The organism is Streptomyces sp. G-G2 (assembly GCF_030063135.1).
Classification (GTDB): Bacteria; Actinomycetota; Actinomycetes; order Streptomycetales; family Streptomycetaceae; genus Streptomyces.
On the sequence record NZ_JASISO010000007.1, the window covers coordinates 1 to 26,463 of the forward strand.

At 71.8% G+C, this 26,463-nt stretch carries 28 protein-coding genes; 20 read left to right on the forward strand and 8 right to left on the reverse strand.

Annotated features, from left to right (window positions below; genetic code table 11):
- Nucleotides 1-122: 122 nt before the first annotated feature.
- Nucleotides 123-584 carry a histidine phosphatase family protein gene (locus QMF80_RS07590; protein ID WP_283450815.1) on the reverse strand — a complete coding sequence of 154 codons (462 nt, stop codon included), beginning with the start codon at nt 582-584 and terminating at the stop codon, nt 123-125.
- 235 nt (nt 585-819) lie between these two features.
- On the opposite strand from QMF80_RS07590, the gene QMF80_RS07595 reads away from it, so the two are divergent.
- The 6 genes from QMF80_RS07595 to QMF80_RS07620 all read left to right on the forward strand — a co-directional run bounded on the left by QMF80_RS07595 (nt 820) and on the right by QMF80_RS07620 (nt 3,804).
- The gene (locus QMF80_RS07595) at nt 820-1,035 is read left to right on the forward strand and encodes a CbtB domain-containing protein (RefSeq protein WP_283450817.1); all 216 of its coding nucleotides are present in this window, start codon (nt 820-822) and stop codon (nt 1,033-1,035) included.
- Nucleotides 1,036-1,064: 29 nt separating this feature from the next.
- Nucleotides 1,065-1,817, forward strand: coding sequence for a CbtA family protein (locus tag QMF80_RS07600; RefSeq protein WP_283450818.1), 753 nt, complete (start codon nt 1,065-1,067; stop codon nt 1,815-1,817).
- 41 nt (nt 1,818-1,858) lie between these two features.
- Complete coding sequence (locus tag QMF80_RS07605) at nt 1,859-2,122, forward strand: hypothetical protein (protein ID WP_283450820.1); 264 nt, start codon at nt 1,859-1,861, stop codon at nt 2,120-2,122.
- A 323-nt stretch (nt 2,123-2,445) separates the two neighbouring features.
- Nucleotides 2,446-3,057, forward strand: a complete 612-nt coding sequence (locus tag QMF80_RS07610; protein WP_283450821.1) for a class F sortase — start codon at nt 2,446-2,448, stop codon at nt 3,055-3,057.
- 3 nt (nt 3,058-3,060) lie between these two features.
- On the forward strand, nt 3,061-3,552 hold the full coding sequence (locus QMF80_RS07615) for a hypothetical protein (RefSeq protein WP_283450822.1): 492 nt from the start codon (nt 3,061-3,063) through the stop codon (nt 3,550-3,552).
- A gap of 87 nt (nt 3,553-3,639) precedes the next feature.
- Entirely contained in the window at nt 3,640-3,804 is a 165-nt protein-coding gene (locus QMF80_RS07620) for a hypothetical protein (RefSeq protein WP_283450823.1), read from the forward strand.
- A gap of 159 nt (nt 3,805-3,963) precedes the next feature.
- Here QMF80_RS07620 and QMF80_RS07625 read toward each other — a convergent pair whose 3' ends face one another.
- Complete coding sequence (locus QMF80_RS07625) at nt 3,964-4,362, reverse strand: hypothetical protein (RefSeq protein WP_283450824.1); 399 nt, start codon at nt 4,360-4,362, stop codon at nt 3,964-3,966.
- 229 nt (nt 4,363-4,591) lie between these two features.
- On the opposite strand from QMF80_RS07625, the gene QMF80_RS07630 reads away from it, so the two are divergent.
- The 5 genes from QMF80_RS07630 to QMF80_RS07650 all read left to right on the forward strand — a co-directional run bounded on the left by QMF80_RS07630 (nt 4,592) and on the right by QMF80_RS07650 (nt 11,531).
- Entirely contained in the window at nt 4,592-5,419 is an 828-nt protein-coding gene (locus QMF80_RS07630) for a hypothetical protein (RefSeq protein ID WP_283450826.1), read from the forward strand.
- Nucleotides 5,420-5,491: 72 nt separating this feature from the next.
- The gene (locus QMF80_RS07635) at nt 5,492-7,486 is read left to right on the forward strand and encodes an FUSC family protein (protein ID WP_283450828.1); all 1,995 of its coding nucleotides are present in this window, start codon (nt 5,492-5,494) and stop codon (nt 7,484-7,486) included.
- 70 nt (nt 7,487-7,556) lie between these two features.
- Entirely contained in the window at nt 7,557-8,267 is a 711-nt protein-coding gene (locus tag QMF80_RS07640; RefSeq protein ID WP_283450830.1) for a hypothetical protein, read from the forward strand.
- Nucleotides 8,268-8,280: 13 nt separating this feature from the next.
- Nucleotides 8,281-9,525 (forward strand): sensor histidine kinase, encoded by a 1,245-nt coding sequence (locus tag QMF80_RS07645; protein WP_283450833.1) that lies wholly within the window; start codon nt 8,281-8,283, stop codon nt 9,523-9,525.
- 233 nt (nt 9,526-9,758) lie between these two features.
- Entirely contained in the window at nt 9,759-11,531 is a 1,773-nt protein-coding gene (locus QMF80_RS07650) for a VWA domain-containing protein (protein ID WP_283450834.1), read from the forward strand.
- 83 nt (nt 11,532-11,614) lie between these two features.
- Here the strand turns inward: QMF80_RS07650 and aspS are convergent, their stop codons facing one another.
- Nucleotides 11,615-13,405, reverse strand: a complete 1,791-nt coding sequence (aspS, locus tag QMF80_RS07655) for an aspartate--tRNA ligase (RefSeq protein WP_283450836.1) — start codon at nt 13,403-13,405, stop codon at nt 11,615-11,617.
- A gap of 125 nt (nt 13,406-13,530) precedes the next feature.
- Between aspS and QMF80_RS07660 the strand changes: the two genes are divergently transcribed.
- Nucleotides 13,531-15,756 carry a SpoIIE family protein phosphatase gene (locus tag QMF80_RS07660; protein WP_283450838.1) on the forward strand — a complete coding sequence of 742 codons (2,226 nt, stop codon included), beginning with the start codon at nt 13,531-13,533 and terminating at the stop codon, nt 15,754-15,756.
- Nucleotides 15,757-15,806: 50 nt separating this feature from the next.
- Here QMF80_RS07660 and QMF80_RS07665 read toward each other — a convergent pair whose 3' ends face one another.
- The 5 genes from QMF80_RS07665 to QMF80_RS07685 form a co-directional block, all read right to left on the reverse strand.
- On the reverse strand, nt 15,807-16,766 hold the full coding sequence (locus QMF80_RS07665; RefSeq protein WP_283450840.1) for a pirin family protein: 960 nt from the start codon (nt 16,764-16,766) through the stop codon (nt 15,807-15,809).
- A gap of 441 nt (nt 16,767-17,207) precedes the next feature.
- Nucleotides 17,208-18,176 carry an ArsR/SmtB family transcription factor gene (locus tag QMF80_RS07670; RefSeq protein WP_283450842.1) on the reverse strand — a complete coding sequence of 323 codons (969 nt, stop codon included), beginning with the start codon at nt 18,174-18,176 and terminating at the stop codon, nt 17,208-17,210.
- Nucleotides 18,177-18,197: 21 nt separating this feature from the next.
- Nucleotides 18,198-18,659: an SseB family protein gene (locus tag QMF80_RS07675; RefSeq protein WP_283450844.1), complete on the reverse strand. Its 462-nt coding sequence runs from the start codon at nt 18,657-18,659 to the stop codon at nt 18,198-18,200.
- Nucleotides 18,660-18,669: 10 nt separating this feature from the next.
- A complete protein-coding gene (locus tag QMF80_RS07680; protein ID WP_502962797.1) occupies nt 18,670-18,879 on the reverse strand; it encodes a DUF397 domain-containing protein in 210 nt (69 codons plus the stop codon).
- On the reverse strand, nt 18,857-19,732 hold the full coding sequence (locus QMF80_RS07685) for a helix-turn-helix domain-containing protein (protein WP_283450847.1): 876 nt from the start codon (nt 19,730-19,732) through the stop codon (nt 18,857-18,859). Before QMF80_RS07685 ends, QMF80_RS07680 begins: the two co-directional genes overlap by 23 nt.
- A 117-nt stretch (nt 19,733-19,849) precedes the next feature.
- On the opposite strand from QMF80_RS07685, the gene QMF80_RS07690 reads away from it, so the two are divergent.
- The 8 genes from QMF80_RS07690 to QMF80_RS07725 all read left to right on the forward strand — a co-directional run bounded on the left by QMF80_RS07690 (nt 19,850) and on the right by QMF80_RS07725 (nt 26,367).
- Nucleotides 19,850-20,068 carry a hypothetical protein gene (locus QMF80_RS07690; RefSeq protein WP_283450849.1) on the forward strand — a complete coding sequence of 73 codons (219 nt, stop codon included), beginning with the start codon at nt 19,850-19,852 and terminating at the stop codon, nt 20,066-20,068.
- Nucleotides 20,065-20,445 carry an ATP-binding protein gene (locus QMF80_RS07695; RefSeq protein ID WP_283450850.1) on the forward strand — a complete coding sequence of 127 codons (381 nt, stop codon included), beginning with the start codon at nt 20,065-20,067 and terminating at the stop codon, nt 20,443-20,445. The genes QMF80_RS07690 and QMF80_RS07695 overlap by 4 nt, the downstream gene beginning before the upstream one ends.
- A 58-nt stretch (nt 20,446-20,503) precedes the next feature.
- Nucleotides 20,504-20,917 carry a hypothetical protein gene (locus QMF80_RS07700; RefSeq protein ID WP_283450852.1) on the forward strand — a complete coding sequence of 138 codons (414 nt, stop codon included), beginning with the start codon at nt 20,504-20,506 and terminating at the stop codon, nt 20,915-20,917.
- Nucleotides 20,918-20,923: 6 nt separating this feature from the next.
- The gene (locus QMF80_RS07705; protein ID WP_283450853.1) at nt 20,924-22,696 is read left to right on the forward strand and encodes an alpha/beta hydrolase; all 1,773 of its coding nucleotides are present in this window, start codon (nt 20,924-20,926) and stop codon (nt 22,694-22,696) included.
- A gap of 61 nt (nt 22,697-22,757) precedes the next feature.
- Nucleotides 22,758-23,198 (forward strand): hypothetical protein, encoded by a 441-nt coding sequence (locus QMF80_RS07710; protein WP_283450855.1) that lies wholly within the window; start codon nt 22,758-22,760, stop codon nt 23,196-23,198.
- Between the two features lie 195 nt (nt 23,199-23,393).
- The gene (locus tag QMF80_RS07715) at nt 23,394-23,780 is read left to right on the forward strand and encodes a hypothetical protein (RefSeq protein WP_283450857.1); all 387 of its coding nucleotides are present in this window, start codon (nt 23,394-23,396) and stop codon (nt 23,778-23,780) included.
- Nucleotides 23,780-25,846: a hypothetical protein gene (locus tag QMF80_RS07720; RefSeq protein ID WP_283450859.1), complete on the forward strand. Its 2,067-nt coding sequence runs from the start codon at nt 23,780-23,782 to the stop codon at nt 25,844-25,846. The genes QMF80_RS07715 and QMF80_RS07720 overlap by 1 nt, the downstream gene beginning before the upstream one ends.
- Entirely contained in the window at nt 25,843-26,367 is a 525-nt protein-coding gene (locus QMF80_RS07725) for a hypothetical protein (protein ID WP_283450861.1), read from the forward strand. The genes QMF80_RS07720 and QMF80_RS07725 overlap by 4 nt, the downstream gene beginning before the upstream one ends.
- The last annotated feature ends 96 nt before the right edge of the window (nt 26,368-26,463 follow it).

Consider the following 26,463-nt stretch of genomic DNA (forward strand, 5'->3'; position numbering starts at 1 on the left):
CCTTCAACTCGTCGTCGATCCGGGCATAGAGTGCTGTGGCGAGGGTGTCCAAGTCGGTCTTCACACACAGACTCTGGATGCCCTCGTCCTATGTCCGCAGGTCATCCCTTGGACTCATTCATCTAGGACGCCTGCGGTACGTCCCGGCCCACGCGCAGGTTCCAGCGGCCGGAGCGGCCGGTCAGCTCGGTGAGCGTCCCCGGTCGTACGTCGAGGCGCCAGAAGGCGGCGTGCGGCAGCTCCAGCGCGTGCACCACGGCCGCGCGGACGACGGCCTGCCCGACGGCGAAGCGGTGGCGGCCCGGGTCCAGCGCGGCCAGGGCCGCCCCGACCCGGGCGGTCAGCGCGGCCAACGACTCGCCGCCGGGGGGCGCGTACGCCGGATCCGCGAGCCAGCTCCGCACGCCCGCCGGGTCCTCGGCGGCCACCTCGTCCAGGGCCCGGCCGGTCCACGCCCCGAAATCCGGGCCGCGCAGGCCCGGCTGCCCGGGACAGTCCGGGCCCGGGTGGAACCGCCCCTGAGGGACGTCGGGGTCCAGCGCGGGAGTGACCAGGAGCAGGCGTACGGACGCGGCGGAGGGCATGGGGCGAGGGTAGAGCGCACGCCCGGGGCGTGAGACAGCGGCCACACGCCGTGGTGTTCACGCTGCCCGCGCGGTACGGTCTCGGACGACATGACGACGGTATGACGGAAGTACCGGTGAGAATCCGGCACGGTCGCGCCACTGTGAATCCTCCCGCGAGGGAGGTAAGTCAGACCCGCCACCTTCGTCAAGAGCACCACTGACCGGGACGCGTGTTCCCCCTGGAGGTTCTGCCATGGCCCACTCCGCCGTGCCCACGACGGCTCCCGCCGCCGTTTCGCCCATCTCGCTCAAGGAACTGGCCCCCTGGGCCCTGTTCGTCGGCATCCTGATGCTCGTCCTGCTCTACTTCGTCGGCGCCGAGCAGGGCGCCACCGCGGTCTTCCAGGGCGACACCATCCACGAGTGGATGCACGACGGCCGCCACCTCCTTGGTTTCCCCTGCCACTGATCTCCACCGCGGCAAAGGGAACCGAACCAATGAACTCCATATCCGTCCGTGCCCTGTTGATCCGGGGCATGCTCGCCGGCCTGGTGGCCGGTGTCGCGGCCTTCCTCGTCGCGTACCTCCTGGGTGAGTCCGAGGTGGACGCGTCGATCGCCATCGAAGAGGCCGCGAACGCCGGTCACGACCATGCCGAGATGGCCCCGGTCAGCCGGGCCCTGCAGTCCACCGCGGGGCTCGGAACCGGTGTGCTGCTCTTCTCGGTCGCGCTCGGCGGCATCGCCGCGCTCGTCTTCTGCTTCGCGCTGGGACGCATCGGCCGCTTCACCCCCCGGGTGACCGCGGCGCTGGTGGCGGGCGGGCTGTTCCTCACCGTCACGCTGGTGCCGTTCCTGAAGTACCCGGCCAATCCGCCCGCCGTCGGCGACCCCGACACCGTGGTGAAGCGGACCACCCTCTACCTGCTGATGATCGCGCTCAGCGTGCTGCTCGCGGCGGCGGCCACGATCCTGGGACGGCGCCTGGCGCCGTCGCGGGGCAACTGGGACGCGAGCCTGATCGCGATCGCGGCGTTCGTGGTGGCGATCGGTGTCGCGTACGAGTTCCTGCCCTCCGTCTACGAGGTGCCCGCCGACTTCCCGGCGGGCCTCATCTGGCAGTTCCGGCTGGCCTCGCTCGCCATCCAGGCGACGCTGTGGGCGGTTTTCGGCCTCGGCTTCGGCGTTCTTGCCGAACGCCTGCTTGTCCCCTCCCCCGGACGGAAGGAAGCTGTTCAGCCTACGAGTTGATCGTCCGATCGCCTCGGTCGTCACCGACGGAGGGCTCCGGCATGCGAACGGCGACATGGCGTTGGCAGGGCTGGACCGGCTGGACCGGCTGGACGGGTACGGCGCCCTTCTGGGTCAACATCCCGCTGCTGGTCGTGGCCCAGTTCTCCACGGTGACACTGGTGGCCCAGATCGGCGTCATCACCGCCCTGGCCGCGCTCGGCGGCCTGGCCCGGCACCTCTGGTACGGCGACTACGGCCATCCGGCGGTCCACCTCGCCGCCGCGCTCCTGGGCGCGGCGGCGGTGGCGTCGGTCCTCACCTGACGGCGCACCGCCCCGCCGGCCCCGCACCACCCGGCCGGCCCCGCACCACCCGGCCGCCCCCGCACCGCCCCGCCGGCCCCGCACCGGCCCGCACCGCCCGGACGCGTCCCCGTCGTCACCCGTTCGGCGGTACGTACGCCTCCGACTCCCCGCCCCCTCCGCACCGCCCGCGAGCTGCGAAGACGCCCTCCCGGCGAGCCGACACGCCCCTGACACCTCATCAGCACCGGGTCGTTCACACGGTACTGACAGTCAGACGGGGGGCCTCTGCTCACTGGACGACCCGGCCGCCCCCGCCCCGGCCGGACTCTGGAGGGACTGCCATGCACCGCCCGAAGTGGATTGCCGGCGGACTGACGGTGGCTCTGCTGTGCACCGGACTGCTGTTGCTGCGGAACACGAGCGGCGCCGACGGCGACCCCGGGACCCCCGCCAAGGCCCCGGCCGAAGGCTTCCCCTCCCGCGCCCTCGGCCTCTCCGGCCACCGCAGGCTCGTCGAGCAGCTGGAGGACGGGCGCTCGGAGCACTCCGGCCACGGGCCCGCGCACTCCCCCCGCAAGGGCGCGAGCCGGGCGGGCTCCGTCCCGCTGGCGGCGGCCCGGCCGCTGCGGCTGCGCATCCCCGACCTCGGGGTGGACGTCCCGCTCAGCGCCGGTTCCGCGGGCAACGCGGTCGGCTGGGACGTGGACAGCCCCACGCCGGGCGCCGCCGGTACGGCCGTGGTCTCCGGGGAGAGCGCGACGCTGCGGCTGGCCACGCTGCGCAAGGGGCGGACGATCGAGATCCCGCGCGCGGACGGACGTACGGCCGTGTTCACGATCGACCACGTCGGCACCCCCCGGGCCCTCGGTACGGGCAAAGGCGCCGAACTGCGCGTGGTCACCGGGGAGACCACCGTCCACGCCCACCTGACCGGAACCCGCCGCACCCGGTGACCGGTGACCGGTGACCAGCACCCGGTGATCCTTGAGGGGGCCCCGCGTCCCCCGATCGAGGGCTTCTGCGGCCCGGAACGGGCGGACCCGCTCATGTCGGGGCACATCCCCGACATGAGCGGGACCCGGACGAGGGCGCGGTACGCGCGGTGGGTGGCGGCGAAGGCCCTGATGGTGGCCTGCGTCGTGCTGCTCTGCGCCTTCGGCGCCGGTCCGGCCGCCGTGGCCGCCGCCGTTCCCGGCCCCGCCGCCACCGCCGCGCCGCGCCCCGCCGGCGGGGCCGAGCCCGCGGAGTCCGACCCGGGCGGCGCCGACCCGGAAGGACGGTCGGCGGCCCGGTCCTGCGCGCGGGCGATCGCCCCGCGCCGCGCCCCCTCGCCGGGGACCCCGGTGAGCGCGTCGCCCCGGGCGCTCGCGCTCCCGCGCGGGCCATCGGCGGCGGAACACGGGCCCGCCGCGGAGCGGGCGGCCCGGAGTGTGGTCCTGCGCTGCTGAGCGGGCCGAGGCCGGTTCTTCCTGATCTCGCCGGGAGACGGCCGGACAGCGCACCCCCACACCCCGTCACCACCGTGAGGATCCCGCATGCCCATCGACCCCTACGCGGCCCTGAACGCCATGCTGCGCGCGGAAGCGGCCCGCTTCACCGCCCCGGCCCCGGCGCCCGCTCCGGTCCAGGCACCCGCTCCGGCTTCCGCGTCCGCGGAGCCCGGCGCCCCGGGCGAGGTCCCGCCGGGCGAGCAGCCGTAGTACCTGGTGAGGAACGCCGGTTCCCGCGCCCTCGGCAACGGGGAGTGGTCACGTGAGGTTCGACCACCGGTCACGGGAACCGGCGCCCTGCCGGTCCGCGACAGCGGCGCCGGGGCCCGCCTCGGCCGTAGGGCCGCGATCAGGTCGGCCGGAAGGGCGTCAGGGCTCCCGCGTGTAGTACCGGTAGAAGGCCACGATCGCCACGCCCGCCCCGACCGCCAGCGCGATCCCGCTCGACAGCAGCACGGTGTGGTCGGTGAGGCTGTAGAGGTAGCCCATCGCGAGGGCCGCGAAGATGCCGTACGCCGCCGCGCGGGCCTCCCTCGGCAGCCGCGGGCCGAACCGCGCGAGCGCGATCAGGCAGGCCGCGAAGAGGGCGCCGCACAGGATGCCGTAGAAGACGTTGCCCGCGTCGACCGGGCCCATCTGCCGTTTCATGAAGGCCGCGTAGACCCCGTAGATCAGGCCGAGGACCAGGGGCAGGGCCAGGGCCGCCTTGCTGGTGTGCTTGAGTTCCGCCGCGTACCGCGCGCGGGCGCTGGGTGCCGCATGTGCCATGACCGGGCTCCCTACTCTGGGGTCGGGGTGGCAGGGGGCGGGAGCGGGTCCCGCGTCCTCACCCTCAAGGGCACACCCGGCGCCCCCTCCGGGCAAGTGGATCAAGCTCCGCGCCCGGCCCCGGCGGGACCGGGGACGTCCCGCCCCCGGGTGACAGCGGGCAGCGGTGTCCACCCGTGCGCAGCAGTCCCACTGGCGTCCGCGCCCCCGCCTGGCTTTCCCTGGTGACGTGCGCACCTTCCTCTCGGCGGTACTGGTCGTGCTCGTGGCCCTCCTCGTGCCCGCGAGCGCCGTCGCGTACTGGGCCGACCACGAGCTGGGCGACGCCGACCGCTACACCGCCGCCATGTCCCCCCTCGCCGGGAACCCGGCCGTACAGCACGTCGTCGTCACCCAGGCGTCACGCGCACTGGCCGGGCAGATCGACGCGGGCCCCCTCCAGGGCGGGGTGGAGAGCCTCCTCGACGAGGCCCTGCGCTCCTTCACCGGCACCCCCGCCTACCGGACCGCCTGGGACGCGGCCAACCGCGCCGCGCACGCCGCGTTCCTGCGGGCCCTGAACACCGGTCACGGCGACGCCCTGACCCTCGACCTCGCGCCGATCATCGAGCAGGTCAAGGGGGAACTCGTCGGCGACGGCGTGCCCCTGGCCGACCGGATCCCGGTCTCCCACGTCACCGTCAAGGTGATGGAGTACGACAACCTCGGCGCCCTCCGGAGGGGATTCCACATGCTCCAGATCGCGGGCGTCTGGCTGCCCCTGCTCACCCTGGTCCTCGCCGTCCTGGCCGTCGCCGTCGCCGCCCGGCGGCGGCGCGCCCTGATCGCCACCGGGGCGGGGCTCGCGGTCGGGGCCGGACTGCTCTGGATCGCCGTGGAGATCTGCCGCGGCCTCACCCTGGACGACCTGCCGCCCGACGTCGACCGGCCGGCCGCCGGAGCGGTCTACGACGCCCTCACCGCCTTCCTGCGGACCACCACGTGGGTGGTGCTCGCCCTGGGACTCGCGGTCGTCCTGGCCGCCTGGCTGACCGGGCGGCCGCGCCGGACCCCATAAGCTCGGACTCGTACACAACGTCCCCAGAAGGCCCCAGAAGAACCGATTCGCGAGGGGCGGTACGGAAGCGGCATGGGCAGCGAACAAATACGGTCCGGGCGGGCCGGGCAGCACCCCCTCGCCCCTCCCGAGTGGCTGCTCAAGGGGCTGCGGCCGAGCGCCGCGCCGATCCCCTGGGCCGCCGTGGCGCGCGCGGGCGTGGCGATGGCGGCGCCGCTCGCGGCCGGATTCGCGGTCGGCGAGCCGGAGTACGGGGCGCTGGTCTCGATGGGGGCCCTGTCGGGGGTGATCGGCGACACCGCCGACGCCTACCGGATGCGCGTCCTCAACATCGCCGTACCGCAGCTGTTCGGCGCGGTCGGAGTGGCCGTGGGCACCCTGGTGTTCGGGCACGGCTGGCTCGCCGTCGGGGTGCTCACCCTGGTCGCGCTGATCTCCGGAATGATCTCCTCCATCGGTACGGTCGCCTCCGTGTCCGGGCTGCTGCTCCTGCTCAACGCCGTGGTCGGGGCCGGGCTGCCGATGCCCGAGCCGTGGTGGACGGCGCCGCTCCTGCTCAGCGCGGGCGGGCTGTTCGTCCTCCTGCTGACCCTGCTGGGCTGGCCGCTGCGCGGGCGGGGCCCGGAGCGGGCCGCCGTGGGCGCCACCTACCGCGCGCTCGCCGACCTGCTGGAGACCGCGGGCGGCCCGGGCCACGCCTATGACGAGCGGCGCCAGAAGGTCACCCACACCCTCGACCAGGCCTACGACCTGGTGCTCGGACGGCGGGCCCGGGTGCACGGCCGCAGCACGTCCCTGGTGCGGATGCTGGCGCAGCTCAATGTGGTCATCCCGCTGGTGGAGGCCGCGCCCGCCGCGCACCTGCGCGGCCGGCCGCTGCCCCCGCAGATCCCGGCGGCCGTACGGGAACTCGCCGCGGCCGTCGAAGAGGGCCGCACCGGGACCTTCGTACCGGACCTGCCCGAGCCGCACGGCCAGTCCGAACGGGCCATCGACGCCGCCCTGCGCCACGCGGCCACCATCGTGCACCTGCCCGAACCGGACCTGAACAATGTGGACGACCGGCTCGGTCGGCCCGCCGCGCTGGGTGTCCGGGCCCGGCGCGCGGTGCGGGACATGATGCTGTCCGGCGCCTCCTGGCGGTACGGGCTGCGGCTCGCGCTGTGCATCGGGCTGGCCCAGGCGCTGGTGTCGGTGGTGGAGATCGAGCGCTCGTACTGGGTGGCCCTGACCGTCACCTTCGTCCTCAAGCCCGACTTCGGCTCGGTGTTCTCGCGGGCCGTGATGCGCGCGCTGGGCACCGCGGGCGGCCTGGTCGTGGCCGCCGCCGTGCTCGCCGAGGTGCCGCGCGGCTGGTGGGACGTACCGGTGATGGTGGTGCTCGCCGCGCTGATCCCGGCCTTCTCCGCCAAGGGGTACGCCTTCCAGACCGCCGCGATCACCCCGGTGATCCTGCTGCTGTCGGACATGCTCAACCACCAGGGCTTCGACCTGATCCGGCCCCGGCTGCTGGACAGCCTGATCGGCTGCGCCATCACCCTGCTCGCGGGCTACCTGCTGTGGCCGGAGAGCTGGCACACCCGCATCGGCGACCGGCTCGCCGACACCGTGGACGACGCCGCGCGCTACGTCGAGCGGGCCTTCGGGCCGTACGAGGACACCGAGGCCGGGCTGAGCGCGGCCCGCACCGCCCGGCTCCAGGCCCGCCGCCGGATCTACCGGGAGCTCTCGGGGGTGCGCAGCGAGTTCCAGCGGGCGCTGACCGAACCGCCGCCCGCCGGGGCCCGGGCCGCCGCCTGGTGGCCGCTGGTGGTGGCCGTCGAACGGATCGTGGACGCCACCACCGCCGCCCGGGTCCGGGTCAACCACGGCGCGGAGCACCCGCGTCCGGAGGAGGTCGCGGCCGTCACCGCGGGGCTGCGCGCCCTGGCCGAGGACGTACGCACCTCCCGCGTCCCGCTCCGGGCCCGCGGCCGGCAGCTCGCCGGACCACCGGAGACCTCGGTGCTCTCGCCGGTCCACCAGGAACTCGCGGCCGCCCGGGGCATCGCCACCCCCGCGCCGTAGGGATCCGGCGGGACAACCCGGATGGCTCCGCGCGCGGGCCGGGGCGCGGGCGGCGGGGGAGCATCGGGGTATGCGGAGCCCGCGCGCCTGCGCCCTGCCGGTCCTCGCCGCCCTGCTGGCGGTCACGGCCGGGTGCGCCGAAGCCGGGGGGCTGCGCAGCCGGGGCGCCCTGGGCGTCGTACACGCCCCGTCGGCCCTGTGGAAGGACCACCGGCCCGCCCCGCCCGAGGCCGGGCAGACCCCGGGGAAGGCCGCCGTCGTGCCGGGGCTGGCGCCGGTCCCCGGCCGGGACATGCGGGGGGTGGACGCGCTGGCCGTCGTACGGGCCGACCTCACAGCCGCCGCCCGGCAGGACGGCGGCACCGGACGCCTGGTGGACCCCAGGGCCGTGCGGCGGCTCGCGCTGTGCACGCGGGAGGCGGGCGGCGGCCCGGACTGCCCGCTCCGGCCGGGCGTCCTGCACGACCTCACGGGGAACGGCAAGCAGGAGCTGATCGCCGCCCTCGACATCGACGGCAGGCTCAGCGAACTGCGGGTCTACACCGTCCAGGACGACGGCCGGATCGCCCGCGTCCTGTCCCGGCGCGGGGTCCTGGAGGGCGTCGAGGTCGCCGCCGAGCACCTGGCGGTCCGCGAGCCCACGTCCGACCCGAAGTACGTCGCCGTCTCCGACTACGTGTGGGAGCCCGCCGCCGGGATGATGAGCCTGAGCCGGCTGACCCTCGACGACTGCCCCGCCCGCAAGGACTCCGGCAGCCGCTGCTCGGGCGCCGGTTCGTGAGGGGCGGCCCGCGGTGCGCGTGACGAGCAGCCTGCGCTGGAAGATCGCGCTCACCACCACCGCCGTGTGCTGCGCGGTGGCCGCGGTGCTCGGGATCCTGGTGCACGACGTCGTGGCCCGGCAGATCACCGGCGAGGTCCGCAAGGACGTGGACCGGGACCTCGACGAGGCCCTCGGCAACTACCAGTACGGCACCGGGTACGGCGACGGGAACGCCGCGCTGGACCCCGCCGGGCTGCCCCCGGAACTGCGCGCGCTGGCTGCGCGCGGCGAGACCGGCAGCATGGTCGGCGCCCGCGACGGCGCACCCGTCATGTGGGCCGCCGGGCCCGCCGACCACAGCGCGCTAGCGGTCTGGCAGCCGTACGAGGGCACGCGCGCCCGGCTGCGCGACATCGACACCGCGATCCTCGCCTCGTGCGCGATCGCGGCCGGACTGGTGGCGCTGGCCGGGCTGTTCCTCGCCGACCGGATCAGCCGCAGGCTGGTCAGGACGGCCGCCGTCGCCCGCCGGATCAGCGCCGGGGACCTGGACGCGCGGGTCGGCCTGGCGGCGGGGCGGACCCACTACCGGGACGAAGTGCGGGACCTGGCCGTCGCGCTGGACTCGATGGCCGGATCGCTCCAGGGGCGGCTGGAGGCGGAGAAACGGTTCACCGCGGACGTCGCCCACGAGTTGCGCACCCCGCTGACGGGATCGCTGGCGGCGGCCTCGCTGCTGCCCGACGGCCGCCCCAAGGAGATGATCAACGACCGGCTGAAGGCGCTGCACCTGCTCACCGAGGACCTGCTGGAGATCTCCCGGCTGGACTCGGGCGTCGAACGGGCCGACCTGGCCCGGGTCGAACTCGGCCGGGCGGTCGAGCGGATCGTCACCGGGACGCGCGTGCCCGCCTCGGTGCGGGTGGTTCGGGACGCGGTGGTGCTGACCGACCGGCGGCGCCTCGACCGGATCATGGCCAACCTGCTGGTCAACGCCGCCAAGCACGGGCGGCCGCCGGTGGAGATCACGGTCGAGGGTCCGCTGGTCGTCGTACGCGATCACGGGCCGGGCTATCCGGCCGAGCTGATCGAGCAGGGCCCGCAGCGGTTCCGTACCGGCGATCCGGGGCGGGGCCGGGGGCACGGGCTGGGCCTGACCATCGTGCTGGGCCAGGCCGCGGTGCTGGAGATCGCTCTCGACTTCGCCAACGCGCCGGACGGGGGCGCGGTGACGACGCTGCGGCTTCCCATCGGAAAGCTGACGCCGGGCAGTTGACCGGCCGGGCGGCCGGCGGATGAACAACACGTGAACCGGAGCCGGGGGCAGCGTAGTTCCCCCTGGTGGGGGGACGTGCGGAGGCGGTGGGCCACGCGAAGGGTGCCCCTGCCGAGGTTCCAGCCACGGGGCCGATAACCTTACGTGTCCACTCTGGGCAGGGATCTTCCCCACAGCACGGACAAATGACGCACGCACTCATGTGAAAGGCCTCGCCCATGGGTATTCGGAGCTTGTTCCGCAAGGTTTTCGGCCGTTCCCCGGAACCGGCCCTGGAGGCCTCGGCGGACACCACCGCCGCCGTCCCGCAGGCCGCCGTCCCCTCCCAGGGGGCCGAACGCACCCCCCTGGACGCGGCGGCGGAACTGGTGGCGGCGTCCTTCGACAGCCCTACGGTCCCCCCGCAGTCCACCGCGCGCGACGGCGGCGGCACGGTCCTGACCGCCCCGACCCCGCCCCCCACCGCCGACCCCACGGTCCCGGAAGCCCGCCGCCACCCTTCCGCCCCGACGGAACCGGAACCCCTCCCCGCCGAGGCGTCGACCCCGCAGGCGGCCGACGCCGTCGCGCCGGAGGCGGAGGCCGAGCCGGTCGCCGCCGAGGCGGATGCCGAGCCGGTCGCCGAGACCGTCACGCCGGAGGCCGAGGCCGACGCGGTACAGGTCGAGGCCGTCGCACCGGAGGCGGAAGCCGAACCGGCCGCCGCCGAGGCGGAAGCCGAGCCGGTCGCCGCCGAGGCGGAAGCCGAGCCGGTCGCCGAGGCCGTCACGCCGGAAGCGGAAGCCAAGCCGGTCGCCGCCGAGGCGGCCCAGCCCGCGGCCGACGCGGCAGCGGACCCCGCGCCGCAGGCGCTGGACAAGGTCGAGGCCCCCGCCGCCGACGTGGTCGCGCCGCAGGCGCAGGACGAGCCGGTCGCTGAAGCCGCCCCCGAGGCGGAAGCCGAGCCGGTCGTCGAGGCCGCGCCCCTCGCGGCAGCGGACCCCGCGCCGCAGGCGCAGGACAAGGTCGAGGCCCCCGCCGCCGACGCGGTGGCGCCGCAGGCGCAGACCGAACCCGCCACGTCCGCGGATCCCGCGCCGCAGGCGCAGGACGAGCCGGTCGTCGAGGTCGCACCCGTCGCGGCAACGGAGCCCGCGCGGGCCGAACCGGTCACCGCCGAGGCAGAGGCCGAACCCGCCGCCGCAACGGCAACGCCCAAGCCGGTCGCGGCAGCCGTCGAGGCGCCGGAGGCCGAACCGGCCGCCGAGCCCGCACCCCTCGCGGCAGCGGACCCCGCGCCGCAGGCGCAGCCCCTGGCCGCGCACGCGGCCGACGCGGAAGCGCACCCCGCCCCCCTCACGGCGGCCAAGGCCGAGTCCGGCCTCCCGGTCCCCGCCGAGGTCCGGCGGCGGGCGCCCGCGCTCGGGGGTGCCTACAAGGCCGCCGCCCAGGCACTGCGCGCCAAGGACGCCACCGGCACCCGCGCCACGGTGTACCTGGTGCTCGACCGCTCCGGCTCCATGCGCCCGTTCTACAAGGACGGCAGCGCCCAGTACCTGGCCGACCACGTCCTCGCCCTCGCCGCGCACCTCGACGAGGCCGCCACCGTGCACACCGTCTTCTTCTCCACCGACATCGACGGCGCCGCCGACCTCACCCTCGACGAGCACGAGGGCTGGGTCGCCGCCCGCCACGCCGCCTTCGGACGCATGGGCCGCACCAGCTACCACCGCGCCGTCGAAGAGGTCGTCGAGCACTACCAGAAGAACGGCGGCGAGGGCCGCGCCCTGGTCGTCTTCCAGACGGACGGCGCCCCCGACAACCGCGTCCCCGCCCGCGCGGCCCTCGCCGAGGCCGCCGCGCTCGACATCCACTGGCAGTTCGTGGCCTTCGGTGACCACGACGCCAAGGCCTTCGACTTCCTGCGCAAGCTGGACGCCGAGAACGCCGGGTTCTTCCACGCGGGCCCCGCCCCGCAGGAGCTGACCTCGGCCGCCCTCCTCACGGGCATCCTGAACCACCTGTAGGGCGCACACCGCCTACGAGGAAGCCCCCGCCGGGATCCGATGATCCGGCGGGGGCTTCCTCGTACAGCGGAGGCGGAAGGCGACTACTCGGCGGCCGGAGCCGCGGCCTGCTTCGTCTCCACCGGCTTGCGCAGCGCGATGTTCAGCTCGCGCAGACGGGACTCCTCCAGCACCGTCGGCGCGCCCATCATCAAGTCCTGGGCGTTGCCGTTGAGCGGGAAGGCGATCGTCTCGCGGATGTTCGGCTCGTCGGCCAGCAGCATCACGATGCGGTCGACGCCCGGGGCGATGCCACCGTGCGGCGGGGCGCCGAGGCGGAACGCCTTCAGCATGCCCGCGAACTCCCGCTCGACCGTCTCGGCCTCGTAACCGGCGATGCCGAAGGCCTTCAGCATCAGCTCGGGCTCGTGGTTGCGGATGGCGCCGGAGGACAGCTCGATGCCGTTGCAGACGATGTCGTACTGCCAGGCCAGGATGTCGAGCGGGTCCTTCTCCTCCAGGTCCTTCATGCCGCCCTGCGGCATGGAGAAGGGGTTGTGGGAGAAGTCGATCCGGCCGGTCTCCTCGTCCTTCTCGTACATCGGGAAGTCGACGATCCAGCAGAAGCGGAAGACGTTCTCCTCGAACTGGCCCGCCCGCTTGGCCGCCTCGACCCGGACGCCCGACATGATCTTGGAGACCTCGTCGAACTCGCCCGCGCCGAAGAACACCGCGTGGCCCGCCGCGAGGCCGAGGCGCTCGGTGAGGACCTTGACGTTCTCCTCGGTGAGGAACTTGGCGATCGGGCCGGTCAGGGCGCCGTCCTCGCCGACGCGGACCCAGGCCAGGCCCTTGGCGCCGAGCGAGATCGCGTACTCGCCCAGGCCGTCGAAGAACTTGCGCGACTGCGCGGCGGTGTCCGGGACGGCCAGCGCGCGCACGTGCTTGCCCGCGAACGCCTTGAACTCGGAGGCCTCGAAGACATCGGTGATGTCGACCAGTTCGAGCGTGGTGCGCAGGTCGGGCTTGTCGTTGCCGTACTTCACCATCGACTCGCGGAACGGGATCCGCGGGAACGGCGAGGTGACCGGGCGGCCCTTGCCGAACTCGGTGAAGATCTCCGTCATCAGCTTCTCGATGGGCTGGAAGACGTCTTCCTGCTCCACGAACGACATCTCGACGTCGAGCTGGTAGAACTCGCCCGGCGAACGGTCGGCGCGGGCGTCCTCGTCGCGGAAGCACGGCGCGATCTGGAAGTACCGGTCGAAGCCGGAGATCATCAGCAGCTGCTTGAACTGCTGCGGCGCCTGCGGCAGGGCGTAGAACTTGCCCGGGTTCAGGCGGGACGGCACCACGAAGTCACGGGCGCCCTCGGGGGAGGTCGCGGTGAGGATCGGGGTCGCCATCTCGTTGAAGCCGAGGTTGACCATCTTGGAGCGGATGGAGGCGATGACGGCGGAGCGCAGCATGATGTTGCGGTGCATGCGCTCGCGGCGCAGGTCGAGGAAGCGGTACTCCAGGCGCCGCTCCTCGTTCACCCCGTCGTCCGTGTTGATCGTGAAGGGCAGCGGACCGGCCGCGCCGAGCAGCTCGACCTCGGTGACCTCGATCTCGATGTCACCGGTGCCCAGCTCGGGGTTGACGTTGTCCGCGCCGCGCGAGACGACCTTGCCGTCGATGCGGACGACGGACTCCTTGGAGACGCTGGAGAGCGCCTCGTTCGCCTGGGTGCCGGGGCGGGCGACGAGCTGGACCAGACCGTAGTGGTCGCGCAGATCGATGAAGAGGATGCCGCCCAGGTCTCGACGGTTGTGCAGCCAGCCGCTGAGCCGGACGTCGGAGCCGACGTCAGAGGCGCGGAGCTCGCCGCAGCTGTGGGACCTGTACCGATGCATCGTTCATCCAGTTCTTCGCGATAGCAGGGTGGGATTCAACCGTCCCAAGGTTACCGTCCGGCCGGGGGCGCCCGGAGGCCCGCCAGAACGGGCACCCCCGGGGCCCGACCTGTAAAGATGACTCAATGCGCACCGAGGACCTCCTGGCGGCGATCGCGACCGGTCTGTGGCGCTGGGACAACGCCTCCGGGACGGTCACCCTCGACGGTGAGGCCGCCCGGCTGCTCGGGCTGCCCGCGGAGGGCGTCACCCTGCCCGAGGTGGCCGTGCGGTCCCGGTTCCACCCGGTGGACTGGAACGAGATCAACGGGATCGTGAACCTCGCCGTCGCCGAGGGCACCCTGGCCGAGGCCCGGCTGCGGATCATGGACGAGGACGGGCGGGTGCTGCGGACCGTACGCAGCCGCTCCAAGCCGCTGCCGAACGTCGCCGCGGACGGCCGGATCGACTACGAGCTGATCGGCACGATCCAGGAGATCGCCGAGCCGCAGCCGGGCACCACGGCCGTCCACACCCCCATCACCGGCGACTGGCGGCGCTCCCGCGAGGCCTTCCTGCTGGACGCGGGCCGGGCGCTGGCCGAGGCCCGGTCCACGGCGGAGGTGCTGCGGGTGGCGGCCTCGCTGTCGATGCCCGGGTTCAGTCCGGACGGGCTGGCCGTCTTCGGGGTGGACGGGGACCGGCTGTCGCTCATCGGGCACCACGGGCACGACGTCGGGGACGAGAACCCCTTCGCGGAGATGCGGGTGGACACCGATTACCCGGCCGCGGAGGTCGTCCGCACCGGCCGGGCGATCTATCTCCCCACGCCCGAGGACTACAAACGGCGCTTTCCGGCCACCTGGCCGCTCGCCCAGCGCTTCGGCAGGATCTCCTGGGCCTTCCTCCCGCTGATCGTCGCCGGGCGCACCATGGGGGCCTGGATGGCCGCCTTCAAGCACCCGGTGTACTTCTCCCCCGACGAGCGGTCCGTGCTCACCACGGTGGCCCGGATGCTCGCGCAGGCCCTCCAGCGCGCCGTGGTGGCCGAATCCGAGCGGGAACTCACCACCGGTCTCCAGCGGTCGATGATGCCCCAGCTGGGCCCCGAGATCCCGGGCATGACCCTGGCCGCCCGTTACGTCCCGACCGGCGGCGGCCTCCAGGTCGGCGGCGACTGGTACGACATGATCCCGCTGCCGTCGGGGAGGTTCGCCCTGGTCATCGGGGACGTCCAGGGGCACGACGTCCGCGCGGCGGGCCTGATGGGCCAGCTGCGGATCGCCGTACGGGCCTACGCCTCCGAGGGCCACCGGCCGGACGCGGTGCTCTCCCGGGCCTCCCGCTTCCTCGCCGGGCTGTGCCCGACCGAGGAGGCCTCGGACTCCGCCGCCTCCGCCGACGGCTCGGGGGTGCACGCCTACGACGACGGGGACTTCCTCAGCCCGCGCTTCGCGACCTGCCTGTACGTCGAGTGCGACCCGCAGACCGGCCTGCTGGAGGTGGCCCGGGCGGGCCACCCCGACCCGGCGATCCGGATGACCGACGGCACGGTGCTGATGCGCCCCACCGCGGGCGGTCTGCCGCTGGGGATCGTCCCGGACACCGACTATCCGACGACCCGGTTCACCCTGGAACCGGGCGAGACGATGTTGCTGTGCACCGACGGCCTGATCGAGACCGGCGGCCACGACCTGGACACCGGCTGGGCCCGGCTGCGGGCCATCCTGGAATCCGAGACGCACGACACCGAGAGCCTGGAGAAACTCGCCGACCTGCTGGTCTCCGCCGTCCACGGACCGTCCTCGCACCACACCACGGGCCCGCTCGCCGACCGCCGCGAGGACGACATAGCCCTGGTGCTGCTGTGCCGCGAGGGCCCCGGCTGCGGCTGCGGCACCTCGGCCCACCCCGCCCGCCCGGTCCGCCGCACGATGCTGACCGTGGCGCAGGCCGAACCGGAACGCATCGCGGGCGCCCGGCAGCAGATCCGCGAGCTGCTCCACGACTGGGCGGACGAGGACCAGTTGGACTCGGCGGTGCTGATGGTGTCGGAGATGGTGACGAACGTCCTGATGCACACGGACGGCGACGCGCTCCTCATGGCCGAGGCCGTCGGTGAACCGGGCGGCCGCTGCCTGCGCGTGGAGGTCGCGGACTCCAGCGACGAGCCGCCCCACAAACGCCAGCCGGGCGAAATGGCCTCCAGCGGCCGCGGCGTCCTCCTGATGGAGATGCTGGCCGACAGCTGGGGCGTCGACCCCCGCGGCGAGGGCAAATCCATCTGGTTCGAACTGAACGAGCAGTCGAAGGAGGACGACGCCAGCTCCACCTCCAGCCCCGCCGGAACATCCAGCCCCGCCGGCGTGTGAGGCGCGGGGTCCGGGGCGGAGCCCCGGCCGCCCCGCCCCCGGCGCGCGTGCTACCGGGTCCGCTCCGTCGTCGGCACCGTACCGAGCCGGCCGGCCTGGAAGTCGTCGAAGGCCTGCTGCAGCTCGTGCTTGCTGTTCATCACGAACGGCCCGTAGTGCGCCATCGGCTCCCGGATGGGACGGCCGCCGAGGAGTACGACCTCCAGGTCCGGGGCGTTGGAGTCCTGGGCCTCGTCCGCCCGCACCGTGAGCGAGCCGCCCTCGCCGAAGACGGCCGTCTGCCCGGTGTGCACGGGCCGCCGGTCGGTTCCGACGCTGCCGCGCCCGGCCATGACGTAGGCGAGGGCGTTGAAGTCCTCGCGCCAGGGGAGGGTGATCTGCGCGCCCGGGCTGACCGTCGCGTGGATCATCGTGATCGGGGTGTGGGTGATGCCCGGGCCCTGGTGTCCGTCCAGCTCACCGGCGATGACGCGGAGCAGCGCGCCGCCGTCGGGGGTGGAGAGCAGCTGGACCTGGCCGCCGCCGATGTCCTGGTAGCGCGGGGGCATCATCTTGTCGGAGGCCGGGAGGTTGACCCACAGCTGGAGGCCGTGGAACAGCCCGCCGGACACGACGAGGGACTCCGGCGGGGCCTCGATGTGCAGGAGGCCCGAACCGGCGGTCATCCACTGGGTGTCGCCGCCGTTGATGACTCCGCCGCCGCCGTTGCTGTCCTGGTGGACGAAGGTTCCGTCGATCAGGTAGGTGACGGTCTCGAAGCCGCGGTGCGGGTGCCAGGGCGTGCCCTTGGGCTCGCCCGGCGCGTACTCCACCTCACCCATCTGGTCCATCATGATGAACGGGTCGAGGTGCTGGTAGTTGATCCCCGCGAACGCGCGGCGCACCGGGAACCCCTCTCCCTCGAACCCACCGGGAGCGGTCGTGACGGCCAGCACGGGCCGCGCTGCGGCCGCCTGGGGCGCGGCGACGCGCGGAAGCATCAACGGGTTCTCAACAGTCACTGCAGGCATGGTCGGGGCCTCCTTCTGACTCAACTTTAGTTGAAAGTCGAACTTTCTGCCACACCCGACAGAACAGAAGCGGCCCCGGGGGAATTCCCCCGGGGCCGTCAGGTCCATGGAACCACCACCGCTACGGTGCCAGCACGACGCAGTGGCTCCCTTCCTGGCCGCTGAGGCCGCCGGCCCTCTCCCCGCACGCGGGAGACGGCCGGTCACCGTTCGACCCGCTGCCCGACGCCCGCGCCGGTGCTGCCGCCAGGACCCCCGTACCCAGCGCCGTCACCGCCGTAGCCGTCAGTACCGTGGCCCTCTTCCGGGCCGACGCGAGCGTCATCGATGCCTCCGCGATCAGTGGACCGGGACGGGACCTCGTACGGCCTCCCGGCGATCCCGATACTCGATCGTGGCCGACGGGCCCGCAATGGTTTCGGTCCTCGCCGAAACGGACGCTCAGCCGCCGCTTAGGAGCAGCTCCACACCCAGGCCGGTCGCCGCGTGCAGGACCGCCTTGCCGTCCCGGCGGGTGGTGATCAGGCCCGCCGCGCGCAGGGTCCGGGTGTGCTCCGAGACCGACGGCAGGCTGATGTCCAGGTCCCGGGCCAGTTCGCTGGTGGTGCGCTGCCGCGTCAGCGACTGGAGCACGGCCGCCCGGGTGCGTCCGAGGAGCGCGTCCAGCGATCCCTCCGCCCGCCCCCCGGCCACCAGCGGCAGCGGGGTCATCGCCGGGTAGACCAGCATGTGCGACCCGTCGGGGTGCTCCGCGAGCAGCGGGCGGCCCGTCCAGAACGGCGACGGCATCAGGGTCAGCCCGCGCCCCGCCAGCCGGATCTCGAAATCGGGCGGCAGCCCGACCTCGAAGGCGGTCCCGGTCCAGGTGGCCGCGGGGTGCGTACTGGCCAGGGCGGCCTTGATCCCGTGCGTGGCCAGCAGCCGGGTCCGCCAGGCGACGTCCGCCCGGAAGGACTGGCCGATCGCGGCCCAGTGCGGGGCGATCACGGCCCGGTGGGCGCAGCGCAGGGCCGCCTCCAGGACGTCCCAGGACTCCCGGTCCCGGTCGTGCAGCCCGCGCAGCCAGCCCGCCGACGAGGCGCCGCCCGGGCTGCGGGCGAGGATCCGGGTCAGCTCCTGGGGACCGACCCGCGGGAGCCCGTCCCGTACGGCGACCAGCGCCTCCTCGAAGTCCCGCAGCGCGGGCTCCACGAAGGACGGGTTGTCGCCGTCCGGGCGCAACAGCTCCAGCAGGGGTAACGCGGCCCGGGGCAGCTCCCGGGCCAGCCGGAGCCGCCAGCTCCCGAAGACCGCCGCCTCGTCGGTCCGCTGCGCGGCGACCAGGGCCAGCGCCAGCTCGATGAGCGGCAGCGGTTCGGGGGCGAAGCGGACGCCCAGCAGATCCTCGGCGGTGAACTGGACCCTGAGCACGCGCCCCCCTGAGCGTTGGCCCTATCCGTACATGCGGCGCATGGCGAAGTCGACCATCTGCTCGACGGCCTTCGCGTCGAAGACCATCCGGTGGTCGCCCTCCATGTCGAGGACGAAGCCGTAGCCGGTGGGCAGCAGGTCGATCACCTCGGCGCCGGTGATGATGAAGTGCTTGGACTCCTTGCCCGCGTACCGGCGCAGCTCCTTGAGCGTGGTGAACATCGGGATCACCGGCTGCTGCGTGTTGTGCAGCGCCAGGAAGCCCGGGGTGTCCCCGCGCGGGCAGTAGACCTTCGAGGTCGCGAAGATCTGCTGGAAGTCCTCGGCGGCGAGCTGCCCGGTCGTGAAGGCGCGCACCGCGTCCGCCAGGGTCGGCGGCGAGGGCTCGGGGTACAGCGGCTGCTCGGCGTAGCCACCGGCCATCTGCTGCGGGGCGGCGTACTGCTGCTGCCCCGCGTTCACGTTCTGGTCGTAGCCGTACATGGGCCGAAGCCTACCGAGGCCGCGGGCCGCCGGTACGCCGAGTTCCGGCCACGGCCGCCACGAAGGGGGCCCAGGCCGTGTGCGGGATGAGCAGCACGGGGCCGCCGATGACCTTGCTGTCCCGTACGGGGACGACCCCGTCGACTCCGTCGGCGACCTCGACGCAGAGCCCTTGGTCGGCAGTGCAGTAGCTGCTCCTACGCCATGTGACCGCGCTCAACCCGATGTGCGTAGTTGCCATTTCGGTAATCCTCCGCTGCGGACTCGATCATCTTCAGAGACACCTCTGGCGGCAGGGCCGCCGCCCTGAGGCGGTTGTACGCCTGCTGGTACCGCACCACGATGCCCGGGTCGTCGATGATCTGACCGCTGTACATACCCTCCGTGTACATGACCGGTGGGGCATCGCTGAAGCTCATGAGGTAGGTCGACCCCATCATGAACGGGTGCGCTCCGGTGTTGCACGGCAAGATCTGTGGAATGAACCGGCGGCGGCGAGCGACAGCGGCGACGTGAGCCAGCTGCTCCGCCATGAGCTGGTCTCCGACGATCGGCTGCCGAAGGATCGACTCATGGAAGACGACCCAGGACGCGGGGCCTTCCGCGTCCTCGAAGACCCATGCGCGTTCCCGCCGTGCCGAGACCTTCCGCTCGACCGCCGCCTCGTCGTCCATCGGGTTGAACGCATGAACGATCTCCCGGATGTACGGCTCCAGCTGGAGGGGGCCCGGGATGAACATCGGGCTCCACTCCTCGATGTCACGGGCACGTCCCTCCATCTCCACGGCATCCGCGAAGTAGGGCGCGTGCACGCTCTTGCGGGCGTTCCGTACGTCCTCGCAGCGCCGCGCGAAGAACCCGTCGGTGTTCAGCTCCCGGTCGATGTGCCGCGCCAGATCCAACGGCATGCGCCGCTGCCCGCGCTCGATCTCGCTCAGGTAGCTGACCCCGTAGAAGCACCCCTCCACCAGCTGCTGAAGCGTGCGCCTCGCCGCCTCCCGCTTCCAGCGCAACTCCTTGCCGTAGAACGCGGGCACACTCGCCGAGCCGTCGATTTCCTTGCGCGTGCCCATGATGGCCCGCCTTCCACACTTCGCGCCGTGGATCCCAGATCCCTTCCAACGCTACGCACAACCACGGCACGCTGTGAGGAGTTCGTCACACTCCGCACCCCCCGGAAGGGGAACGCCATGAGCGACCACGACAACGACGAGGCGGCGCGCGCCAGCCTGGCCCGCCTCCAGACGGCACTCTCCGCGCACGGGATCACCCTGCCCTCCCTCGGGATCGACCCGCCGAGCTTCGCCGGGAGCTACCGGATCCCGCCGCTGATCGCCCTCGGCAACTGCAACGTCGCCACCGCCGACCGGCTGGCCGACGCGCTGCGCGGGGCGGCGGCGGGCCGGTGACGCCGTTCACCCTCGGGCTCCTCGCCGTGCCCAAGGCCGTGCCCGAGGCGCGGCGGGCCGTCCTGGAGCACCTCGGGCCGGCCGGTCCGCCCGAGCTGCTGCTCTGCGTCAGCGAAATACTCACCAACGTGATCACGCACGTCGGCGAAGGCACCCCCGTCACGCTGCGCGTCACCGGCACCGCCGACGGCCGGACCCGGGTGGAACTGACCGACCCGGACCCCCGCGTCTGGCCCGTCCTGCGCCACGTCGACGCGGACGCCGAGTGCGGGCGCGGGCTGGCCCTGCTGGACGCCGTAACGCTGCGCTGGGGCGTACTCCAGGGGCCGGACACCAAAACCGTCTGGTGCGAACTGAGTACCCGTACTCACGTGTGACCGCCGGTGCGCTTGTTAACTTCGGAAAAGCGGATTCGATGGTTTCGGGGGGGACTACATGGCGCTCAGTTCCAAGTGGCAGACGCTGCTGGGCGAAGACGGAGTCGGGATGACGCTCGCGTCCGCCGCGACGCCTCCGGGCGGCGGGGGGCCAGACCTCAAGGCCGACGAGGGGCCGTGGACCAGCGCGGGAAACATAGCGGGAGCGCTGCGGACCTCCTCCGCGACAGCCGTCACGGAGCTGGGGGCGGCGAGTGAGGGCGTCACCGGCGGCACGACGGGGTTCGCCTCCACCGGTGCCCTGACCGAGATACTGGGCACCTGGACGGCACGCTTCGGCGCCGTCCGCGACGAGTGCGGGCGGCTCGACGGCGCCCTCAAGAGCACCGGCCGGGACTTCGGCGAGCGGGAGATCGCCACGAAGCAGAAGTTTTCCCAAGCCGTCATCGAACAACCCAAGAACCGGGGTTGATGCGGCGTGCCCAGCTGGCAGCAACTGCGTGACGTGAAGCTCTCGGAGTACGAGGACGCGGCAGACGGCTGGGGCAAAGCCAGCTCCCGCGCCAACGCCGACAAGGACCGGGTCGACAACCAGATCCTCGCCAAGATCCGTGGCTCCCAGACCGGGATGGCGGCCAGCAGCGCCATCTCGAACCTGGAAGACCTCAGCCGCAACTACCAGTACCTGCACACCGAATGCGGGCTCATCCGTACGGCGCTGAACGGGCTCGCCACCGAACTCGCCGCCCCGCAGAGGAGACTCAAGCAGGCATTGGAAGATGCCGAGAGCCTCAAGTTCACCATCCACCCCGATGGCTCGGTCGATTATCCCGCCACCCCGTCCTTCGTCCAGGTGCCCTCATCAGGTGTCGGCAGAGCCACGCCCGGTGCTCCCGTACCGTTCCTGCCCGGTCAGGCCGAAGGCGGTGTGGACCCCAACAAGGGCAAGGCCGAGGAGATAGCCGAGAAGATCGCGGAGGCGGTCCGCGACGCCGCCGAAGTCGACAGCCGGTACGCGTCGGTGCTGGGCAAGCTCAAGGCGAGGCCAGGACTGAAGGTCGACGCGGCCGATCTCCTGGACGCCGCTCAGGACACCCGGGACGTCCAGAAGGCGGCAGGGAAGTACGCGGGCGCCGACAAGATCCCCACGGACAAGAGCCCCGAGCAGAACGCCGCGTGGTGGAAGGGGCTGACCCAGGAGCAGCGCGACGAGTACGCCACCCTGTACCCGGCCGCGATCGGCGCCCTCGACGGCATCCCTTCCCCCGTGCGCGATGACGCGAACCGGATGGTCCTCGCCGAGGCGAAGTCCCAGTACGAAGCCGACCTGAAGGCCATACCTGCCGAGCCCTCGCCGAAATTCGTGAGTCACGGCGCGCGCGGCGACATGGTGTACAGCAAGGAATGGCTGGAGTGGCACAACAAGGACTACGCGGGGCAGAAGGCGAAGATCGAGGGCCGGCTCAAAGGCATGGAGGCCATCGAGCAGCGGTTCAAGCGGTCGGCCGACAGCAATCTCCCCGAAGCGTATCTGCTGAAATTCAACGCTGAACTCGACGACGGGCGGGTCGTCCTCGCCAACGGAAATCCGGACACGGCGGATCACACATCGGTCTACGTACCTGGCACGAAGTCGAAGCTGCCGGACATCGGCAAGGATCTACTGCGCAGCGAAAAACTCTGGGACGCGAGCAACAGTGCCGCTCCGGGCGAAAAGATTTCCACCATCACCTGGTTCGACTACAACGCACCGAACGACATTCCTCAAGCGACGGCCGGAGGCTATGCGGAGCAGGGTGGACCCACCCTGCAACAGTTCATGCAGGGTCAGCGGGCCGCCCACCAGGAAGCGACCGGAACCGCGTCCCACACCACTGTCATGGGCCACAGTTACGGCAGCACGGTCGTCGGCGTCGCGACACAGTCCGGCACATGGCGGGACGGCGCCATGGCCGACGAAATCATCGCCATCGGCAGCCCTGGCATGCAGGTCGACCGGGCCATCGACCTCGGCCTCAAGCCCGGTCACGTATGGGCGATGGGTGGTAGCGGCGACGACATGATCGTGCGGCACGGCGGGAGACTCGTCGGACTCGGCGACGATTGGAACATTCCCACGGACGAAGATTTCGGCGGGAAGATCATGAAGAGTGACTCTTCGAATCACGGAGGATTCTGGGAGGATCCGGTCAGCCTTCGGAACCAGGCAGCCGTCATCACCGGGAAATACGACAGGACCGTTCTTGAATAAGAGAATCACATTGGCCGGCCACGCCTTCCTGGCATGCATACTCCTCACAGGATGCGCAGATATGAACAAACCCACGGCGAAAACACTCGACACCAAGGAAGTGCAGGCGGAGACCGAGAAAGCCTCCAGTCGAATCCTGGACCTGATCGCCTTGAAGGGGCAGGTGACCCGCGCGAGGGCCAGCCTCTTGGAATGTTCTCACTTCAAGCCTGAGGGGAAGGTGCATCAAGTCCATCACCCATGGAGCGTATACGATGTCTCAGTGGAGGACATGGAAAAGGCCATGGCCCGAATGCGGAAATCCTTTCCGGAGAACGGCTGGACCATAGTAAAAGACGGCCCGGACGAAAGTGCCGCGAAGACCCCGACGATCGTCGCGAACTCGGATGACGGAAAACTCTCAGCTGAGATCCAGCTGCTGGACGAGCGGGCCAGGGGCAAGACCTCGGTCCTCGCCGTCACCGTCGTGTCCACCTGCTTCCAGAGCAAGCCTGAGACGTAAGGTCGCGCGCGGCAAGACCGTGTGGTGCGAACTGAACCCAACTCCCCCTGGAAGAGAGACTCTCGGAGACTGACTCCAATCGGGCTAGCCTGGCCGAGAACGGTCCGATGAGGTCATGCTCACGAGGGGAATCCGGTGTCGTTCGAACAGGAATGGGCGGAATTGCGAACGGCCACGGCCGATAAGCAGGCGTCGATGCGACTCAACCACGTCCCCGACGACGGCGGCGGCGGCGGGCCCACGCCTCAAGGGGACCTGGTCGTCACGCAGCAGGACCTGGCCGCCATAGGCGACGCGGCGTTCACGCTGCACCAGCGGCTGGACACCGACGGGGACCACGCCAAGGCCAGTACGTACGAGGCCGCCGGTTCGCTGAAGAAGGACTTCGCGCTCGGCGGCGCGCTGTCGACCGTCGCCGACGCGTGGAACACGCAGGTCAACACCCTGCTGGAGGCCTGCGCGCACATCTCCAACCACCTCGACTACACGCAGAACGCGCATGCCGAGGGCGAGCACTGGATCGCGACGCAGCTCAAGTACGAGCAGTTGGACAAGGGCTTCGAGGAAAGGGCGCAGCACTGATGGATCTCGACGCACTGCGGTTCGCGGACTTCTCCAAGCTCGCCACGGCCGTCACCGACTGGTCCGCGATGGTCGCCAAGCTGCGGACGCTGGCGGAGGACGCCCGCAGCGACATGGGCGGGAAGGCGGCCAAGGCGAAGTGGGCCGGGGTGAACGCCACCGTGACGCGGGAGTTCATCGGCAAGACCGCCAAGGAGTTCGCCGACGCCGCGACGGAGGCGGACAGCATCCGCAACATCCTGAGCGACACGCACGGCGAGCTGGTCGACTACAAGGCCAAGCTCAACACGGCCATCGAGCAGGCCCTGGCCCGGAACCTGACCGTGGTGAGCACCGGTAACGGCGGCTTCACGGTCACGATGAACATCCACCCCGACCGCGCGGCCAAGGGCCACCCCGTGCCGCAGCACTCCGAGGCCGACGCCATCGCGCTGCGCGACGAGGTCCAGGGCATCCTGGTCCACGCCACGGAGAGCGACACCACCGCCGCCCAGGCGCTGACCATGCTGGTCGCCCAGAATCCGTACGGGTTCTCCGACGCCAGCTACTACAACCGCGACGTGGCCGCGGCGGCCATCAAGGACGCGGAGCGGATCGCGAACCTCCTCAAGAAGAAGGGCGACGACCTGACGCCCGAGGAGTTCGACCAGCTGAACAAGGACCTGGCCGCGCACAAGGACGACCGGCTGTTCCAGGAGGAGTTCGCCACCACCCTCGGTCCGCGCGGCCTGCTGGACTTCTGGGCGGACCTCTCGGACCCCTCCGACGGCGGGACCCTCCAGCGGGCCCGGCTCGACCAGTTGGGCGACTTCCAGAAGAACCTCAGCTTCACCCTGGCCGGGGCCACCCAGTCCGACAGCCCGGCCATGCGGGGCTGGGAGGACGAGATGGTCAAGCTGGGCGATCAGACCGTCCAGACGCGCGGCACGCGGGTCTACGGCTTCCAGCTGATGAGCAACCTGATGCGCAGCGGCGACTGGGACAACCGCTTCCTGAACGACTACGGGAACGCCCTCGTGGCCACCGAGAAGAAGATGAAGCTTCCGGACCACTACTGGAACAGCGGCACCCCTCCGATGCCCAAGATGAACTTCACCGGCGAGGACTTTGGCCGCGACCCGATGACCGGCTTCATGACGGGCCTGGCCAACAGCCCGAACGCGGCGACCGAGTTCTTCAACACGACCCAGCCGACGAACAACGCGGAGTACGTCCTCAAGGACCGCCACTCCTTCGACGACACCCCGCTGAACAGCCACGACGGCAACTCCTCCCGCGAGGCCACGGGCAACGCCCTGGTCGCGGCGGCCACCGGGGTCAACCCGCTCGACCCGTCCGCCCAGCCGGTCGACCTCACGGCGGACCACCGCAAGGTGCTGGACAGCTCGCTGAAGTACCTGTCGGCGGCGGGGGACGATTTCGCTCCGGAGCTGCGGGACGACATGGCGACGGTCCTGGCGCGCCACGGCGACGTGGTCCACCATTCGACGAGCGCCCTGTCCGACGACCCCGGTGACCCGCGGCTCCTCGACCGGAACCAGTTGCTGGAGGTCAGCAAGCAGATCTCCCGGGACCAGAACTCCTACGGCATGCTCAACGAGGCGATGAACCGCGAAATGGTCCAGGACATCCACAACGACCACCCCCGCGACCCGCACGAGACGCTCCAGCGGGCGGGCAACACCGTCGGCTTCCTGGAGGAGGCCCGCTACCAGGCCCTCAAGACGGACAAGCACGATCCGGCCTGGGAGGCGAAGTGGATCTATCACGGCTTCGGCGGAGTGGCGAACGCGGTCTTCCCCGTCGTCGGGGACGCCGTGCAGCGCGGGGTCGACGCGCTCGCCTACCAGTGGCAGCTGGACGAGCAGAATCGGATCGACGCGGAGATCGGGCAGCACAACAAAGACGTGTTCACCCTGCGGTCGAACCAGCTGAAAGCGCTCTCCGAGGAGTGGTACAAGGTCAACCCCCAGGACGCCGGGACGGCGTACACCCTGCAGAACGAGATCAACCTCGCCGCGGTGAACGGGAACGTCCGCGCCAAGGGCCTGGCAGGCACCCAGTGAACCGCCGGTGGGGCGTGCTCGCCGCCGCCGCCCTGCTCGTCACCCTGGCCGGGTGCGGCGAGCAGGGCCGTGACTACGCGGTGCCGGGTGACGTCTGCGGGGTCCCGGTCCAGCCCTCCCTGCTCGAACCGCTGCTACCACCGGGGAAGAAGCTGGCGCAGTCGCCGGACGGATCCGGGATCGGCACTCCGCGCTGCGAGGTGACCGTCGACAAGGGGTTGGCTCTGAAGGCGATCGGCGATGTGACCACCCAGGTCCCGGACCTGCCGAAGGTGATCCAGCAGAAGCTCAACCTCGCGGGCAACCCGCGGAAGATCGCCGTTGGCGACGAGGCTTGGGTGACCGACTCCACGGCCCTCGCCACGGTGAAATGCGTCTTCCAGGGCCAGGCACGACTGTTCATCACCGAGGTGTCGGCCTACGGCGGGCCCTCCGACGTGACCGCACGTCGGACCGCCCTCACCGCCTTCATCACGGCATACGAGCCCGCGGCCCGCAAGGCGGTGGGCTGCGACGGGTGACCGGCTGGTCACAGCCCCGGCCGGACCTCTTTGAGCGGCTCTCCAGCGTTTCTGGCTTGATGCTGGTCACAGTCGTCAAGCAAGGGTTGTTCTTAT